This window comes from Synechococcus sp. B60.1, from assembly GCF_047462555.1.
In the GTDB taxonomy this organism is placed as follows: domain Bacteria; phylum Cyanobacteriota; class Cyanobacteriia; order Thermostichales; family Thermostichaceae; genus Thermostichus.
Map to the genome: position 1 here is coordinate 13,430 of NZ_JANSJN010000021.1, position 15,844 is coordinate 29,273.

Genomic DNA, 15,844 nt, shown 5'->3' on the forward strand with positions numbered 1-15,844 from the left:
TTTGGGTCGGGGGAGAGCCTCAGCCGGCAAGGGATGGGCTAAAACCTCTGTTGGTGGGTTATTTGTAGACGGAAAACCCCGGCTGTGGCGGATCTAAGCGATTTTATCCAGGGTATTGAGCAGCTTATTGAGCTAGCCCAGAAACTGGACGAGAAAAGAAACACGGGGGAGCTGCGAACTGAGGTGCGCATCCAGGCCCGTTCTTTGGGCAGCTCTATTCCCCCTTCCGGCTCCATCCCCCGTCGCCGCAGCAGCGCCCAGACGGGGGATCCCTCCTGGAGCAGCGAGCCTCAGGTGATGTCCACAGCAAGCTGGCGCGAACAGCCCAAGGCTGCTCCCTCGCCTGATTTGGTCGCCGACCGCCTCAGCGGGACGGAATCCGGCCCAGGGCCGCGCCTCAGGGATGTGGGGGGGCTGAGGGAACAGCTCCAAGCTTTGCGGGAAATGGTCGAGATCCCCCTCAAGCGGCCCGATCTGCTGGCCAAGCTGGGACTGGATCCGCCCCGTGGCGTGCTGTTGGTAGGCCCCCCTGGCACCGGCAAGACTCTGACGGCCCGCGCCCTGGCCGAGAGCCTGGGGGTGAACTACATCGCCATTGTCGGCCCAGAGCTGATCGGCAAGTACTACGGGGAGGCGGAGGCGCGCCTGCGGCAGCTTTTTGAGAAGGCGGCTAAGTCGACTCCCTGTCTGGTGTTCATTGACGAAATCGATGCTCTTGTCCCCAACCGCGCCGCCGTCGAGGGGGAGGTAGAAAAACGCCTGGTGGCTCAAATGCTGGGGCTGATGGACGGGTTTGCGGCTCAAAAAGGTGTTGTGGTGCTGGCAGCCACCAACCGACCTGAGGCCCTGGATCCGGCGCTGCGGCGACCGGGGCGCTTTGACCGGGAGATCATCTTTAAGGTGCCGGATCGGGAGGGGCGGCGGGAGATCTTGGCCATTCACACCCGCGGCATGCCGCTGGCGGAGGATGTGGATTTGGACAGCCTGGCGGATCAGACGCTGGGCTTTGTGGGGGCGGATCTGCGCGGCCTGTGCCAGGCGGCAGCCTATGCAGCTTTGCGGCGCCAGGTGCCGGATTTGGGATCCCCTGTCCCTGAGTCGCTGACGGTTTCGGCGGCGGACTTTCAGCAGGCTCTGCAACAGGTAAAGCCGGCGGTGTTGCGCTCGGTGGAAATTGAGTCGCCCCAGGTGAGCTGGGATCAGATCGGCGGCCTGGAGCACGCCAAGCAGATTTTGCAGGAGGCCATCGAGGGATCCCTGCTGCACCCGGAGCTGTACGAGCAGGCCCAGGCCCAGGCCCCCAAAGGGATCCTCCTCAGCGGGCCCCCCGGCACCGGCAAGACGCTGCTGGCCAAGGCCATCGCCTCCCAGGCCAAGGCCAATTTCATCGCCGTCTCCGGCCCGGAGCTTTTGAGCAAATGGGTGGGATCCTCCGAGCAGGCGGTGCGGGAACTCTTTGCCCGCGCCCGCCAGTGTGCCCCTTGCGTCATCTTCATCGATGAGATCGACACCCTCGCTCCCGCGCGAGGCAGCTACTCCGGCGACAGTGGCGTCAGTGACCGGGTTCTGGGGCAACTGCTGGCCGAACTGGACGGGATCCGTCCCAGCCAGGGGGTCTTGCTAGTGGCGGCCACCAACCGCAAAGCCAGTTTGGATCCCGCCCTCACCCGCGCTGGCCGGCTGGAGCTGCACCTGAGTGTGGAGCTGCCGGATCGCGCCGGGCGGTGGGAAATCTTATCTGTACATAACCGCAAGCGTCCCCTGGGGCCAGATGTAAATCTGGAGGTGTGGGCCGAGCGCACCGAAGGCTGGAGTGGTGCCGACCTGGCCCTGCTCAGTAACCGTGCCGCCATTGCTGCTATTCGCCGCCACCGCGCCACTGCCGAGACGGTGGAGGCCAAAACCTTGGTCATCTGCCAGGAAGACTTTGCCCAGGCCTTTGCCGAGCTGCAGCAGCAGCGGCAGGCCAGCTAGAAGACAGGGATCCCTTGCCATTCCGGCCGCCGGTGGGCATGGGCCGCCTCGCCGCAGGTGCGGGGAGTGGGAAAGATCTTGTCGGGGTTGGCGATGTGCTGCGGGTCAAATACCTGCCGCACCCACTGCATGCTCTCCAAATCCGTGGGCGTAAACATCTCCGACATGTAGCAGCGTTTCTCCGCCCCGATGCCGTGCTCGCCAGAAAGGCTACCCCCCAGGCGCACACAGAGTTTGAGAATCTCGCCCCCCAGTTTCTCCACCTGCTCCAGGGATCCCGGCACCGACTCGTCGTAGAGGATCAGCGGATGGAGATTGCCGTCGCCGGCATGGAACACATTGGCCACCGGGTAGCCGTATTCGCGGCTGAGGCGCTCGATTTCTTTGAGGACATAGGCTAGCTGGCTGCGGGGGATCACCCCATCCTGGACGTAGTAGTTGGGGCTGAGCTTGCCCATTGCAGCAAAGGCCGCCTTGCGCCCTTTCCATAGCCGCGCCCGCTCTTCTGGGCCGGCTGCCACTTGCACCTGGCGGGCCCCGTTTTTGAGGCACAGCGCCCTCACCTGTTGGCCGGCTTCCTCCACCTCCAGCTCCAGCCCGTCCACCTCCACCAGCAAGATGGCCGCCGCATCCCGCGGGTAGCAGCCCAACTGCACCACATCCTCGACGGCGTTGATGCTGAAGTTGTCCATGATCTCCAGGCCGGCGGGGATGATCCCGGCAGCGATAATGTCAGAGACGGCGGATCCCGCTGCTTCTACACTGTCGAAGTCCGCCAGCAAAACCCGAACCTGGGCCGGGGTTTTCAGCAGGCGCAGGGTAATCTCGGTAGCGATGCCCAGGGTGCCCTCGGAACCGACAAACAGACCTACCCAGTCGTAGCCGGGCATCTCCGGGATCTTGCCCCCCCAGCGCACCACTTCCCCATCCGGCAGCACCACCGTCAAGCCGAGGATGTGGTTGGCTGTTACCCCGTACTTGAGGCAGTGGACGCCGCCGGAGTTTTCCGCCACATTGCCGCCGATGGAGCAAACCGACTGGCTAGAGGGATCCGGCGCATAAAAATAGCCCTGGTCAGCCACCGCTTGGGTAATCCAGGCGTTGATCACCCCCGGCTGCACCACCATGCAGCGGTTGTCTAGGTCAATCTCCAGGATCTGTTTCATCAGGGTGGTGGCGATGACGACGCTATTTTCCAGGGGTAGCGCCCCTCCCGAAAGGCCAGTGCCGGATCCCCGCGCCACAAAGGGCACCTGGTAGCGGCTGCACAGCTTCACCACCTGCGCCACCTCTTCTGTGGTGCGCGGCAACACCACCAAAGCCGGCCTTTGCCGGTAGCTGGTCAGCCCGTCACACTCGTAAACCAACAGCTCCTCCGGCTTGCTGATCACTCGCCGGGGATCGAGAATTTTTTTGAGCTCAGCCGTCAGCTTGATCCAGTTAAAGGTGAGGCCAGCTTGCAGAGGATGGGAAGCGCGGACAACCATAGAGCGTTGGCGAGAAATGTCCTCAGGGGAGATATCGTCACTATAGTCTGGATAGTCTGGCCGGAGAGCCTATGCAGTCCCGCAGCGCCGAACAGATTCTCAAACAAGTGCGGCAGCTCTACGACCTCTACCCCTTCCCGCCACAGCCCATCGGCACCGTTCCCCCGCCGGGGTGGAACTGGCGCTGGAGCTGGCCCCAGGCCTATGCCTTTTGCACAGGTGCTCATCCAGGCCGCCGTCCAGTGCGCATCCTGGACGCCGGCTGCGGCTCTGGGGTGGGGACGGAGTATATCGCCCACCAAAACCCCAACGCCGAAATCTGGGCTTTTGACCTGAGCAGCCGCGCCCTGGAGATTGCCGAGGCCCGCTGCCGGGCTTCCCAGGCACCACCGGTGCACTTTCGCCAACTCAACGTTTACGACATTGACCAACTGCCGGGGCAGTTCGACTTCATCAACTGCGTAGGCATGCTCCACCACCTCCCGGATCCGGTGGCGGGGCTGCAGGCTCTGGCAAACAAGCTGGCTCCCGGCGGGATCCTGCACCTATTTGTGTACGGCGAGCTGGGCCGCCACGAGATCCGCCTGATGCAGAAGGCCATCCGCCTCTTGGTCACTGGCTCAGAGCATCAGCCGCTAGCTTCCGCAGAACACCTACAGCAAGGGCTCCAGGTGGGCCGCCGCCTTTTCCAGATTTTGCCAGACAGCAACCGCATCCAGCAGCAGGAACGCGCCCGCTGGGCCATCGAAAACGTGGACGACGAATGCTTTGCCGATATGTACCTGCACCCGCAGGAAGTGGACTACACCATCGAGACGCTGTTTGAGCTAATTCAGGCTTCAGGGCTGCAGTTTTTGCGCTTTTCCAACCCAGAGTTCTGGCGGCTGGAGCGGGTGTTGGGCAAAGATGAAACCCTACTGGCCCAGGCAGCCCAACTGCCGGAGCCGGAGCGCTACCGCCTAATCGAGCTGTTGGATCCGGTGGTGGCCCACTACGAGCTCTTTCTCGGCAAGCCCCCTATTCGCCGCTGGGAATGGACCCATCCAGAGGATGTGGCCGCGGCAGTTGCCCACCTCAGCCCCTGCCTGGGCCTGTGGCCGGGGCGGAGCCTCTTCAACTACGCCTATGAGGCCATCTCCCTCAGCGAGGAAGCCTTCGCCTTCCTGCAGCAGGTGGACGGGATCCGCACCGTCCAAGCCCTTCAAGAAAGCCTAGACTCTCCCCTGAGCTGGCCGCAGTTGCAGCAGTTGCTGCGCTGGCAAGTGTTGCTTTTGGAGCCGCAAGAGAACAGTTTTTGAGGGCTCTTGGCGGCTTTGAGACAGGAAGAGGCCATTGCGGCATTTGCTTTCTTGGTCTTCCCTAGCTTATGCTAGGAGACTGTGACCTTTCCCCTGGCCATTTCTGGGGTTATTGCCATGCCCAAAATCAAAACTCGCAAGGCAGCCGCCAAGCGCTTTCGCCTCACCGGCAGCGGCAAGTTCATGCGTCGCCGGGCCGGGCACAACCACTTGCTTGAGCACAAAACCACCAACCGCAAACGCAAATTGGCCGGCGTGGCCCTGGTGGATGAACGGGATCTGGCCAACGTGCGCCTGATGCTGCCCAACACCCACTAGGTGGGATCCCGTTGCGCCGCTTCCTCCACTCCCTCAGCCTAGGGTGAGCCGATCGCCACGACAGGCCAAAAGTCTCAAGGCTTGTTCGCCCTTGTATCCATCTGTCTGTATTGAGTTACCGCCATGAGAGTCAAACGGGGCAATGTTGCCCGCAAGCGTCGCAAGAAGATCCTCAAGCTGGCCAAAGGCTTTCGCGGAGCCAGCTCTAAGCTGTTCCGCACCGCCAACCAGCAGGTGATGAAGGCCCTGCGCAGTGCCTACCGGGATCGCCGCCGCAAGAAGCGAGATTTTCGCCGCCTCTGGATTGCCCGCATCAATGCCGCCACCCGCGCCCAGGGCCTGCGCTACAGCGAGTTCATCGACGGCCTCAAAAAAGCCAATATCCAGCTCAATCGCAAAATGTTGGCCCGCTTGGCTTTCCTGGATCCCGAAGCCTTCACCCAAGTGGTGGCTGCGGCCCGCCAGTCCCGCACCGCCTGAAGGGGATGGGATCTCGGCCTCCGTTGGCCTCGGCGATCCAGAGGTCTTGCTGGGCGGCCAGCCTGGCCTTAGTTTGCCTAGGGATCCCTGCCGCTGCCCGTCCCTGGTCAGAGATTGTTCGTTCGGGTCAGTTGCGAGTTGCAGTCAAAGACAACCTGAAGCCGTTGGGGTTTCGCGATGCCGAAGGCAAGCTGCAGGGGTTTGAGATTGACCTAGCCCGCGAGCTGGGATCCCGGCTGCTGGGATCCCCGGCGGCGGTGGAGCTGGTGCCAGTGGCCAATGTGGAGCGGCTACAGGTGCTGACTGCAGGGGAAGTGGATCTGGCCATCGCTCAGATCGGCATCACACCGGATCGGGCGCGCCAGGTGGAGTTCACCTCGGCCTACTACCTGGATGGCTCCAGCTTGGTTGTGGCCCGTTCCCAAAACTGGACGAGCTGGTCGGATGTGGGCGGCGGGCGGATTGCCGTCCTGCGCGGATCGGCTGCTATTGCTTACCTCCAGCGCTACCTCCCAGGGGTTGAGTTGGTGGCGGTGGATTCCTACCGGGAAGGGGCGGAGTTGCTCCTAAAAGGAGCGGTACAGGTCTGGGCAGCGGATCGCTCGGTGCTGGCGGGGTGGCTGGCGGAGCACCCCCAGTTTCAGTTTCTGGGATCCCCGTTGGCGACAGTGGGGCTGGGCATTGCCCTGCCCAAGGGGCTGGAGCATGCTGAATTGCGGCTGCGGGTGCGCCGCGAGCTGGAGAACCTGCGCGCCGAGGGCTGGCTGGCGGAGCGGGCCAGAGCTTGGGGTCTGCCCTAGTGCAAAAAGTGACGGATGCCAGTGCAGACCATGGCGATGCCGGCAGCATTGGCAGCAGCAATAGAATCGGCATCGCGGAGACTGCCTCCCGGCTGGATGATGGCGCGGATCCCAGCACGGGCTGCCGCCTCCACACTGTCGGCAAAGGGGAAAAAGCCGTCGCTGGCCAAAACCGCTCCTGCCGCCTGCGAGCCGGCCTGGCGAAGGGCAATCTCGACGGCACCCACCCGGTTCATCTGGCCTGCCCCAATGCCGAGAGTCTGCCCCTGCCGGGCAACGACGATGGCGTTGGATTTGACGTATTTGCAAACTATCCAGGCAAACTCCAGATCCGCCCACTCTTCCGGTGTCGGCTGGCGCTCGCTCACCACCCGCCAGGACTGCCGGCGGTCGGCTTCCTGGGGCAAGTCGGCCTCCTGCACCAGAAAACCCCCCGCCAGTGTGCGGAGGTTTTGGGTTGGCCCAACCTCAAAGTCCGGCAAAACCAAAAGCCGCAAGTTCTTTTTGGCTGCCAGTTGCTCAGCTGCCTCAGGTGGGCAGGCCGGGACAACCACGCACTCCAAAAAAGGCTCCGCCAGGCGCTGGGCAGTCTCCCTGTCCAAAGTTTGGTTGAGGGCAACGATGCCCCCAAAGGCGGAGACGGGATCGGCAGCCAAAGCCGCCTCAAAAGCGGCAGCCAGGGTTGGGCGAACGGCTACCCCACAGGGGTTGTTGTGCTTGACAATCACCGCCACCGCTGGCTTAGGGCCGTTGCCAAGCCCTAGGCTGAGTTCTGCTGCCAGGGCGCGAGCCGCCTCCAGATCCAGCAGGTTGTTGTAGCTCAGCTCTTTCCCCTGCAACTGTTTGGCCCGATGCCAACCGGGAGCAGCCGCATCCACCACATACCAGGTGGCGGCTTGGTGAGGGTTTTCTCCGTAGCGCAAGCGCTGCCAAGGGATCCCTTGCAGTTGAAAAACCTCTGCGGCAGCGGCTGCAGGAGCTGGAGGTGGAGAGGAGTGGGACAGCTCGGAGCGGGCCAGGTAGTGGACAATGGCGCGGTCGTAGGCCAACACCTGCTCAAAGGCGCGGCGGGCGCACTGGAAGCGAAAGGCCAGCCGCTCCGCCTCGCTGGAGGAGCTAGAGAGCAGTTGCAAGTACTGAGGGTACTGGCTGGGATCCGTTAGCACGGTAACGTGGGGATAATTTTTGGCTGCCGCCCGCGCCAGCGTGGGCCCGCCGATGTCAATCTGCTCGCAAGCCTCCTCCAGCGACACCCCTGGCTGAGCCACCGTCTGCTCGAAAGGATAGAAATTGACCACCACCAGTTGGATGGGAGGGATCCCCAGGGCCTCCAGATCCGCCCGGTCTTCGCCGCGCTCCAGGCGGGCCAAAATGCCCCCGTGAATGCGGGGGTGCAGCGTTTTCACCCGTCCCCCCAAGATTTCCGGGGCGCCGGTATGGTCTGAAACAGGGGTGACCGGGATCCCGGCCTCTAAAAGCGCCTTGGCGGTGCCTCCGCTGCTGAGCAGTTGAAAGCCGTGCTCCTGCACGAGGGCCTGAGCCAGCGGGATCAGGCCAGTTTTATCGGAGACACTTAGGAGAGCCAAAGGGGGGAAGGACTGAGCAGACATCGGTTTTGAGCTATCCCAAGAGATCGAGATCAGAGTTGCCTAACAAACCCCAACAGGTTAATATCCCACGCCCCAGCATAGCGCCCTTACCAGAAAATCAGCAGCGCAGGCCCAGGTATGGATGCCGACTGCTCCGCGTTCCTGCGGCGAGGGAGATAGGAGGCTGTTGCCAGTGCCAAGAGTCAGAGAAATGGCTGGGGTTGACTTGGGAGAGGCGCACCTGGCTGTGGCTCACCCCAGCAGTCAAACCGTCAAGAGATGGTTCAGGATGCCAGGAGGTGCAATCCCAGCCGCTCAAAAGGGATCCCAGCCCTGCTGAGAAAGTGCTATGACAAGATGAGCGTGAGTTGCCGCTAGAAGGGGGTAATCAGGATCGCATGGATAGAGTCTTGCAGCTCATGATCCAGGGTTGGTACTATTCCATCCCCCTGTTGACGTTCTCGGTCTTCTCGGTTGCCTGTTGCATCGAGCGGGCCTTGTTTTGGTGGAAAGTCACCCATCGGCAGGAGGAGGTGGTGCGACAAGCCCTGAGCCAGTACCGCCGCAACCCCAGGGCCGCCCAGTACCTGCTGGAGCAAAATGCCGACCTGCCTATTGCGCGCATCTTTTTGGCCGGCCTGGAGCTCAACGAAGCCAGCCCCGAGGATTTTAAATTGGCCCTGGAGACAGCCCTGGCGGCAGAAGTGCCCCTGCTCAAACGCTTTAACACCCTCTTCGACACCGTCATCACCGTTGCCCCCTTCCTGGGCTTGCTGGGCACGGTTACCGGCATCATCCAGATCCTCAGCTCCATCCAACTCGGGGATATTGGCGGCACCAATACTCAGGGGGTAGGGCAGGGGATTGCCGAGGCCCTCTACTCGACCGCCTTTGGGCTGATCGTGGCCATTCCCACCTTGTTGATCTCCAACGCCTTCCGCTCCCTGTACCTGCGGCAGCTCTCCAAGATTCAGGAGTACGGCGGCGAGCTGGAGTTGCTGCATCGCCAGCGGCAAGAGATGCAAGCCCAACAGCTTTCCCAGTACCCCTACGCAAAGTCCAGCCCCAGCGGCAGCTCCACCCTTCCGCCCTACTCCTCGCTTGATCCCTCCTAGCCTATGCGCATCCCAGAAGAAAACTTTCGACCCGCCGAGATCAACATCGTGCCTCTAATCGATGTCATCTTCTCGATCTTGGTGTTTTTCGTCATCGCCAGCCTGGTGCTTACCCGCTCCGAGGCTCTCGAGGTCAATTTGCCAGAGGCCTCCACAGCCGAAGCCCGCCGCCAGCCAGACGTTACGGTGAGCATCACGGCTGAGGGCCAAATTGCCGTCAACCAGGAGAAAATTGCCGATCTCTCCGCTCTGCTCCCGGCAGTGGAACGCATCCTGGCCGAGAAGCCGGCTGAAGGGCGCCGCCTGGTGGTGATCAACGCCGATTTGGCCCTCTCCCACGGCAAAGTGGTAGAGGTGATGGATACCCTGCAGCGGCTGCCCAACGTCAGCCTGGCCATTGCCGCCCGCCGCCCCGCCAATAACCGTTGACACCTCCCCTGTCTCTGGGGTCACCCTGCCCCCAGCAGTTGGATCAGCAGTGCCTTTTGCACGTGGAGGCGATTTTCTGCCTGATCCCACACACGGGACTGGGATCCCTCCAAAACCTCGGCCGTAATCTCCTCTTCCCGGTGAGCGGGCAGGCAGTGGAGCACGATGGCCTCGGGATCCGCCAGTTTCATCAGCGCGGCGTTGACCTGGTAGGGCAGAAAATGGGCTTTGCGGGCCTCGGCCTGATCCTCTTGGCCCATGCTGGCCCACACGTCGGTATAGACCACCTGGGCTCCCGAGACGGCCTCATGGGGATCCTGCAAGACCCACACCTGGGATCCCTGGGCCAAGGCCTGTGCTTCTGCTACTACTGCTGCATCCGGCTCGTAGCCGGGGGGCGTGGCGACGCGGATGTGAATCCCGCTCATGGCACAGCCCAGCAGCAGGGAATGGGCAACATTATTGCCATCACCGCAATAGGCCAAGGTCAGGCCTGCCAGTTGGCCGAAGTTCTCCTGGATGGTGAGCAGATCGGCCAAAACCTGGCAGGGGTGAAACTGATCCGTGAGGGCGTTGATCACCGGGATCTCGGCATATTCGGCAAAGGTTTCCAGCTCCCGCTGGTCGTAGGTGCGAATGGCAATCGCGTCCAGGTAGCGGGAGAGGACGCGGGCCGTATCCGGCAAGGGCTCGCCGCGGCTCATCTGCATCGCCGTCGGCACCAGATCCAGGGTGCTGCCCCCGCACTGGGCCATGGCAGCGGTAAAGCTGACGCGGGTGCGGGTAGAAGCCTTCTGGAACAACAGCCCTAGCACCCGTCCGCGCAGATCCACCCGATAGGGATCCCGCTTCAGTTCCGCCGCTTGAGCTAGCAAGGCCGCCAGCTCCGCCGGGCTCAGGTCGCTGAGTTTGAGCAGATCCCGCCCAGCCAAGTTGATGGATTCTACAGCTTGCAACCCCGCCATAGCGCTTCACCACCTCCGCCAACAACTTCCAGCCCCGCGTCGCCTCAACCTGCCTGCCGAAGCTGCTGCCTGCTCACCAGCGCAAGGTCGCTACTCAGCAAGGTCTCGCAGCCTGGGCCCCCACACTGGCTAGAGGGAAGAGGAACGCATTGGCTCCTTGGCCTGTTGCTGGCGGGCCGAGATCTGTGCCTGGAGGGCCTGGATGGCGGCGGCATATTGCGGGTCGGCGGGAGTGGCCACCAACTCGCGATCCCGGCTGAGGCGATTGAGATCTTCTTCGGACAGTTCCACGACAATATCCGGGGTGATGCCTTTGTGATCGATATCGGTGCCTTTGGGGGTGCGATAGCGGGCAATGGTCACCGCCAGGCCCGACCCATCGGAGAGGGGATGCACCGACTGCACCAGGCCCTTGCCGAAGGTTTGCGTGCCGATGATCACGGCGCGACGGTTATCTTGCAAGGCTCCCGACAGGATCTCGCTGGCGCTGGCGGATCCCCCATCCACCAAAACGGCCAAAGGCTTGTCGGTAAGGGCGGTGTTGTTGGCCGTGAGGCGATCCTGCTCCCCTTGCCGGTTCACCGTCGAGACAATGCTGCCTCGGTCGATCCACATGCGGGCAATCTCGGCGCTGGAGTAGAGCAGCCCCCCTGGGTTGGCCCGCAGATCCAGCACATAGGCAACTACGCCTTGCTTTTCCAGCTCGCGAATGGCCTGGCGCACCTTGTCGGCGGCATTGCCGGAAAACTGGGTAATGCGAATGTAGCCGATGGGCAGGCCATTTTCCTGGTGAACCGCATAGCGCACAGTGGCCAGCTCAATTCTCTCCCGCACCAAGTCGAATACCTTCAGCCCTTCCCCCTCGCGACGGATGGTCAGCCGCACCCGCGTGCCCGGCTCGCCGCGAATGAGGCTGACGGCGGTGTTGGTGTCCATGCCTTCGGTGGATTTGTCGTCGATGCGCACGATCACATCTTTGGACTTGATCCCAGCGCGATCGGCGGGAGACCCTTCGATGGGGGAGATCACCACCAGCTCGTTGGTCTCTTGATCCAAGCCAAGGGTAATCCCCACCCCCGTCAGCTCGCCAGAGGTGTCGATCTGCATGCTGGCAAACTGATCCGGATCCAAGAAGCGGGTGTAGGGATCGTTCAGCTTCTTGAGAGCCTCTCGAATCGCCTCGTAGGCCTCCTCGCGGGTGGCATACTCGCGGCTGAGCAGATCGCGGCGCACCGCCTCCCAGTCGACGGAATTAAAGGAAGGATCGACGTACTCCCGATTGACAATCTGCCAAACTTCGTCCACCACCTCTTTGGGATCCCGGCGAAACCCTGCCCAACCCGGCATGGATAGCTGCACCCCGACAAGCGACACGGCTGTGACCACCGCAGCCGTTGCACTAACCACAAACCCGCGCTTTCTCATTGGCTCTCCTGGCAGACAAGGTCTAAAAGTCGAGGTTGATCTCCAGCCTCTAGGGGTTTCGCACAGAGGCCTTTCTCTGCCCCAACTTTATCTCAGGGACAGAGCAATGCCCCCTGCCACGGCAGGTGGGATCCAAAGTTTGGTAGGCTGCAAATGGTACAGCCCAACTGTGCCCAACGTAGCACAGGGATCTCTGCAAAGGTGCTCCCGGAATCCCATTTGCAGGAGCGTTTTCGTCTTCTTCTGGAGTCTATGTCTCTTGTAACCGACTCTCCCAGCCTGCCGGAAGCTGCTGCTGACTCGCCCCTGCTGGCCCAGGTGCAGTTGGCTCGCGCTGCCGCTCGACGCACGGCTACCTTGCCCACTGCGGTAAAGAATGCCGCCCTAGAGGCCATGGCCACCGCTTTGCTGGCGCAGCAGGAGACTATCTTGGCAGCCAATCAAGCGGATCTGGCCCGGGCAGCGGAGCAGGTCAAGGCCGGCGAGCTGTCCGCCTCGGCCTACGCCCGCTTGAAGTTGGACGCCCAGAAATTGGCCGAGATGGTGGCTGGGGTGCGGCAGGTGCTGCGGCTGCCAGATCCGGTGGGGCAGGCCTTGCTGATCCGGGAATTGGACGAGGGGCTGGTGCTGGAGCGGCGCACCTACCCTCTAGGAGTGCTGGGGGTGATCTTCGAGTCGCGGCCCGATGCCTTGGTGCAAATTGCTGCCCTGGCCGTGAAGACAGGCAACAGCGTCCTGCTCAAAGGCGGATCGGAGGCGCTACTCTCCTGCCAGGCCCTGATGGCTGCCATCCAGGCGGGGCTGCAGCAGATCCCAGACTTTCCCCAGGGATCCCTGCAATTGCTCACCAGCCGCGAGGAGATCAAAGCCCTGCTGCAACTGGAAGGGCTGGTGGATCTCATCATCCCGCGCGGCTCCAGCAGCTTTGTCCGCTACATTATGCAAAATACTCGCATCCCGGTGCTGGGCCATGCCGATGGCCTGTGTCACCTGTACGTAGATCGGGCCGCCGATGTGGACATGGCGGTGAGGCTGACGCTGGACAGCAAAACCCAGTATCCTGCCGCCTGCAACGCCATCGAGACCCTGCTGGTGCACGCGGCCATCGCCCCTCGATTTTTGCCCCTGGCTGTGCAGTCGCTGCGCGAGAAAGGGGTAGAGCTGCGCGGGGATCCCCGCTGCCGCGAGCTGGTACCCGATCTGATCCCGGCCACTGAGGCCGACTGGAGCACTGAGTACGCCGACCTGATTCTAGCTATCAAAATGGTGGATTCCCTCGACGAGGCCATTGCCCACATCCAACGGTACGGATCCCGGCACACCGAGGCCATCGTGACCGAAGACGCCGCCGCTGCCCAGCGCTTTCTCGACGAAGTGGACGCAGCAGGGGTCTTTCACAATGCCTCCACCCGCTTTGCCGATGGCTTTCGCTATGGCTTCGGGGCGGAGGTGGGGATCAGCACCCAAAAGCTGCCGCCGCGCGGCCCGGTGGGTCTGGAAGGCCTAGTAACCTACCGCTACCAACTGCGGGGGCGAGGCCATCTCGTAGCCGACTATACCGGGCCCCAGGCCCGTCCCTTTCTCCATCGGGATCGCTTGAGCAGCGCTGGTTGGACCTAGGCAGGAACCGCCGGCCAACGCCGCTCCCTGCAAAAGCTGCCCTGGGTCAGCCAGCCAATCGACAAAGCCGTTTTGCTCAGCTTTTTGGCTTGGGCCTGAGGTAAATTGAAAAATAGCTTTATGCTTTGCAAAGGTTGCGGTTTGTGCTGCGCTGGGATGGGACAATGAACTACTGAGTTCTGGGTTTCCTAATCTGGCAGCCCCAATGCTTTTGGATTGACCCGTTGCATTTTGGCCTTCTGTTATTTCGATAAGGAGCTTCGCTGCATCATGCCCGTTCGTCTGTATGTCGGAAATCTGCCGGAAGAGGTGGATCGTCAGGCATTGGAGAAGCTCTTTAGCTCTGCAGGTGAGGTCATTTCCACCAAGGTGATTCGGGATCGGCGGACAGGCAAATGTCGCGGCTTCGGGTTTGTAACCGTGAGCACCGAAGAGCAGGCGCAGCAGTACATCGAGAAATTCAACGGCCATAGCTTTGGCGATGTCAACTTGCGCATCGAGATTGCCCAGCCGCGGGAGAAACGGGAAGACGCCGAAGCCAAAGCAGCAGCCTCCGGCTCCCCAGCTAAGGAGTCTGCCAAAGACGCTGGCAAGGATTCCAGGGCGCCCGGGGATCCTGAGCCCCGAGGTTCTTCCAAAGGCTCCAAAGAGTCGGGGGACAAGTCCGCCCCCAGCAAGAAGCAACGCCAGCGGGGCCACAAAGGGGGCGGAGGCAATGTCGTTGCCGAGACCGAAGGGGCCTCTGAGCCGGATCCCCGTTGGGCCAGCCAGCTGCAGCGGATTAAGGAGCAGCTTCTCCAAGCGACCAACTCCTGATCCCCCCGAAAGCGTGGTAGACATCGCCGCCATCTGGCGTTAGCTTGGTTGAGCTGTACAGCTCTGGGCATACCTGGAGGGGGTTTTGGAATGGATAGGCTGGCAAGGGTTTTTTGCGTGTGGGGACAGCACTTGGCCAAGGCTGGGTTCCTCGGCGTGCTGCTGGTTTGGCTGGGGATGAGCAGTGTTGTCCAAGTTGCCTTCGCAGCTCCAGCCGATTTGGAGGAGCAGGTGTTGCAGATCATTCGCAAGAACCCCCAGGTGATCCTTGAGGCTGTGCAGGAGTACCAGCAGCGGCAGTACCAAGAGCAGCAGCAACAACAGCAGCAGTTGGCGGAAGAATTTGGCCGTCAGTTGCGGGAGAACCCGCGTGCCGTCATTGGAGACTCTCCTCAACTGGGATCCGACACTTTGCGGCTGGTGTTGGTGGAGTTTTCTGATTTCCAATGTCCCTTCTGCGCTCGCGCCCACGACACTCTCAAACAGTTCATGGCCGAGCACGGGAAGGAGGTGACCTTGGTGTATAAGCACCTGCCCTTGACCAGCATCCACCCGGAGGCGATGGCGGCGGCTCGCGCGGCTTGGGCTGCCCACCGCCAGGGCAAGTTCTGGGAGTTCCACGACGAGCTCTTCGCCAACCAATCCCAGCTTGGGGATGCGTTTTATGTGGCCACTGCCGAGAAGTTGGGCCTGAACGTGGAGAAGTTCAACCGGGATCGGCGCAGCCGGGCGGCAGAGCGAGCCATTCAGCGGGATATGGATCTGGCCTCTCAACTGGGCATTGGCGGCACGCCCTATTTCATCTTGAACGGCATTGCCTTCTCGGGGGCGCAGCCGCTGGAGGTGTTTGAGCAGACGCTGCAACAGGCCAAACAAGCTCTTTAGCCCGTTCAGGGTCTTAGGTCCTGATGTCGAGTCCCTATCGTTGCCCGGAGTGTGGGGATGAGTTCCTGTTTCGACCGGATCCCTGCCCCACCTGTGCAAGACGACAACGCCAGAAGCGACAGGCCGCTCGTGCCAAGGAAAAGCGGGGCAGCTACGACCTGACGGGCCAGGTGGCCGCTGCCGAGTTCTGGCAACTGTTGCGCTGGTACCCCTGTTGCCCCTGCTGTGGCAGGCCATGGTCACAGGTGGGATCCGCCCCTGTTCAGGATCACATTATCCCGCTCAGCCGCGGAGGGCCCAACACGGCTGCCAACTTGCAGCCCCTCTGCCCGGCCTGCAACGGCTGGAAGGCAGACTTTCTCATCTATTTTGACAGGGCTGTGCCGGGTCAGGTGCGGGCTTTGCCCCCACAACTCTGGCCCAGCTTTCGGTGTTGGCTCCGCCTTACCGGGGCCGATCCAGGGGTGGAGGATATCCACAGCACCCCGTCCAACCCCTGCGAAAGGCAACTGGACTGGTTGGATCCCAGCCTAGATCTTGGCGGTGGGAATTGCCCCCAAGTGATGCAACAGTTGGCCTATCCCCTGGCCAGCCCGGCCCAGTTACAGGCGGAAACCCTGCGCCTCACCCTGGCGGCGATCTC

General features: G+C 62.1%; 15 protein-coding genes. 11 read left to right on the top strand and 4 right to left on the bottom strand.

Annotated features, from left to right (window positions below):
- Nucleotides 1-84: 84 nt before the first annotated feature.
- Complete coding sequence (locus NW863_RS03975) at nucleotides 85-1,974, top strand: AAA family ATPase (RefSeq protein WP_414364589.1); 1,890 nt, start codon at nucleotides 85-87, stop codon at nucleotides 1,972-1,974.
- Here the strand turns inward: NW863_RS03975 and glcD are convergent.
- On the bottom strand, nucleotides 1,971-3,461 hold the full coding sequence (gene glcD / locus NW863_RS03980; RefSeq protein WP_414364591.1) for a glycolate oxidase subunit GlcD: 1,491 nt from the start codon (nucleotides 3,459-3,461) through the stop codon (nucleotides 1,971-1,973). The genes NW863_RS03975 and glcD overlap by 4 nt on opposite strands.
- A 71-nt stretch (nucleotides 3,462-3,532) precedes the next feature.
- Between glcD and NW863_RS03985 the strand changes: the two genes are divergently transcribed.
- The 4 genes from NW863_RS03985 (at nucleotide 3,533) to NW863_RS04000 (ending at nucleotide 6,357) form a co-directional block, all read left to right on the top strand.
- On the top strand, nucleotides 3,533-4,759 hold the full coding sequence (locus NW863_RS03985) for a class I SAM-dependent methyltransferase (protein WP_414364593.1): 1,227 nt from the start codon (nucleotides 3,533-3,535) through the stop codon (nucleotides 4,757-4,759).
- Between the two features lie 117 nt (nucleotides 4,760-4,876).
- Entirely contained in the window at nucleotides 4,877-5,077 is a 201-nt protein-coding gene (gene rpmI / locus NW863_RS03990; protein WP_414333811.1) for a 50S ribosomal protein L35, read from the top strand.
- A gap of 123 nt (nucleotides 5,078-5,200) precedes the next feature.
- A complete protein-coding gene (gene rplT, locus NW863_RS03995) occupies nucleotides 5,201-5,557 on the top strand; it encodes a 50S ribosomal protein L20 (protein ID WP_414364594.1) in 357 nt (118 codons plus the stop codon).
- A 5-nt stretch (nucleotides 5,558-5,562) separates the two neighbouring features.
- Nucleotides 5,563-6,357: a transporter substrate-binding domain-containing protein gene (locus NW863_RS04000; protein ID WP_414364596.1), complete on the top strand. Its 795-nt coding sequence runs from the start codon at nucleotides 5,563-5,565 to the stop codon at nucleotides 6,355-6,357.
- Here NW863_RS04000 and purH read toward each other — a convergent pair.
- Entirely contained in the window at nucleotides 6,354-7,967 is a 1,614-nt protein-coding gene (gene purH, locus NW863_RS04005) for a bifunctional phosphoribosylaminoimidazolecarboxamide formyltransferase/IMP cyclohydrolase (RefSeq protein ID WP_414364597.1), read from the bottom strand. The genes NW863_RS04000 and purH overlap by 4 nt on opposite strands.
- Nucleotides 7,968-8,368: 401 nt before the next feature.
- Between purH and NW863_RS04010 the strand changes: the two genes are divergently transcribed.
- Complete coding sequence (locus NW863_RS04010) at nucleotides 8,369-9,061, top strand: MotA/TolQ/ExbB proton channel family protein (RefSeq protein ID WP_414364612.1); 693 nt, start codon at nucleotides 8,369-8,371, stop codon at nucleotides 9,059-9,061.
- Nucleotides 9,062-9,064: 3 nt separating this feature from the next.
- Nucleotides 9,065-9,490 (top strand): ExbD/TolR family protein, encoded by a 426-nt coding sequence (locus tag NW863_RS04015; RefSeq protein WP_414364599.1) that lies wholly within the window; start codon nucleotides 9,065-9,067, stop codon nucleotides 9,488-9,490.
- 20 nt (nucleotides 9,491-9,510) lie between these two features.
- On the opposite strand, the gene argF is transcribed toward NW863_RS04015, so the two are convergent.
- Both argF and ctpC read right to left on the bottom strand, forming a co-directional pair.
- Nucleotides 9,511-10,428, bottom strand: coding sequence for an ornithine carbamoyltransferase (gene argF, locus NW863_RS04020; protein ID WP_414364614.1), 918 nt, complete (start codon nucleotides 10,426-10,428; stop codon nucleotides 9,511-9,513).
- Between the two features lie 156 nt (nucleotides 10,429-10,584).
- Complete coding sequence (gene ctpC, locus NW863_RS04025) at nucleotides 10,585-11,880, bottom strand: carboxyl-terminal processing protease CtpC (protein ID WP_414364600.1); 1,296 nt, start codon at nucleotides 11,878-11,880, stop codon at nucleotides 10,585-10,587.
- Between the two features lie 252 nt (nucleotides 11,881-12,132).
- Here ctpC and NW863_RS04030 point away from each other — a divergent pair, with 252 nt between their 5' ends.
- The 4 genes from NW863_RS04030 to NW863_RS04045 form a co-directional block, all read left to right on the top strand.
- Nucleotides 12,133-13,500 carry a glutamate-5-semialdehyde dehydrogenase gene (locus tag NW863_RS04030; protein WP_414364602.1) on the top strand — a complete coding sequence of 456 codons (1,368 nt, stop codon included), beginning with the start codon at nucleotides 12,133-12,135 and terminating at the stop codon, nucleotides 13,498-13,500.
- Between the two features lie 270 nt (nucleotides 13,501-13,770).
- Nucleotides 13,771-14,316 carry an RNA-binding protein gene (locus NW863_RS04035; RefSeq protein ID WP_414364604.1) on the top strand — a complete coding sequence of 182 codons (546 nt, stop codon included), beginning with the start codon at nucleotides 13,771-13,773 and terminating at the stop codon, nucleotides 14,314-14,316.
- A 177-nt stretch (nucleotides 14,317-14,493) separates the two neighbouring features.
- Complete coding sequence (locus NW863_RS04040; protein ID WP_414364605.1) at nucleotides 14,494-15,201, top strand: DsbA family protein; 708 nt, start codon at nucleotides 14,494-14,496, stop codon at nucleotides 15,199-15,201.
- Between the two features lie 23 nt (nucleotides 15,202-15,224).
- Nucleotides 15,225-15,844: HNH endonuclease (locus NW863_RS04045; protein ID WP_414364608.1), on the top strand; the 620-nt coding region annotated here is incomplete at its 3' end.

Excerpts from the sequence above, each read along its gene's own strand:
- rplT (WP_414364594.1), top strand. The coding sequence starts at position 5,201 with ATGAGAGTCAAACGGGGCAATGTTGCCCGCAAGCGTCGCAAGAAGATC.
- rpmI (WP_414333811.1), top strand. The coding sequence starts at position 4,877 with ATGCCCAAAATCAAAACTCGCAAGGCAGCCGCCAAGCGCTTTCGCCTC.
- NW863_RS04035 (WP_414364604.1), top strand. The coding sequence starts at position 13,771 with ATGCCCGTTCGTCTGTATGTCGGAAATCTGCCGGAAGAGGTGGATCGT.
- ctpC (WP_414364600.1), bottom strand. The coding sequence starts at position 11,880 with ATGAGAAAGCGCGGGTTTGTGGTTAGTGCAACGGCTGCGGTGGTCACA.
- NW863_RS03985 (WP_414364593.1), top strand. The coding sequence starts at position 3,533 with ATGCAGTCCCGCAGCGCCGAACAGATTCTCAAACAAGTGCGGCAGCTC.
- NW863_RS04040 (WP_414364605.1), top strand. The coding sequence starts at position 14,494 with ATGAGCAGTGTTGTCCAAGTTGCCTTCGCAGCTCCAGCCGATTTGGAG.
- NW863_RS04015 (WP_414364599.1), top strand. The coding sequence starts at position 9,065 with ATGCGCATCCCAGAAGAAAACTTTCGACCCGCCGAGATCAACATCGTG.
- purH (WP_414364597.1), bottom strand. The coding sequence starts at position 7,967 with ATGTCTGCTCAGTCCTTCCCCCCTTTGGCTCTCCTAAGTGTCTCCGAT.
- NW863_RS04000 (WP_414364596.1), top strand. The coding sequence starts at position 5,563 with ATGGGATCTCGGCCTCCGTTGGCCTCGGCGATCCAGAGGTCTTGCTGG.
- NW863_RS04030 (WP_414364602.1), top strand. The coding sequence starts at position 12,133 with ATGTCTCTTGTAACCGACTCTCCCAGCCTGCCGGAAGCTGCTGCTGAC.
- glcD (WP_414364591.1), bottom strand. The coding sequence starts at position 3,461 with ATGGTTGTCCGCGCTTCCCATCCTCTGCAAGCTGGCCTCACCTTTAAC.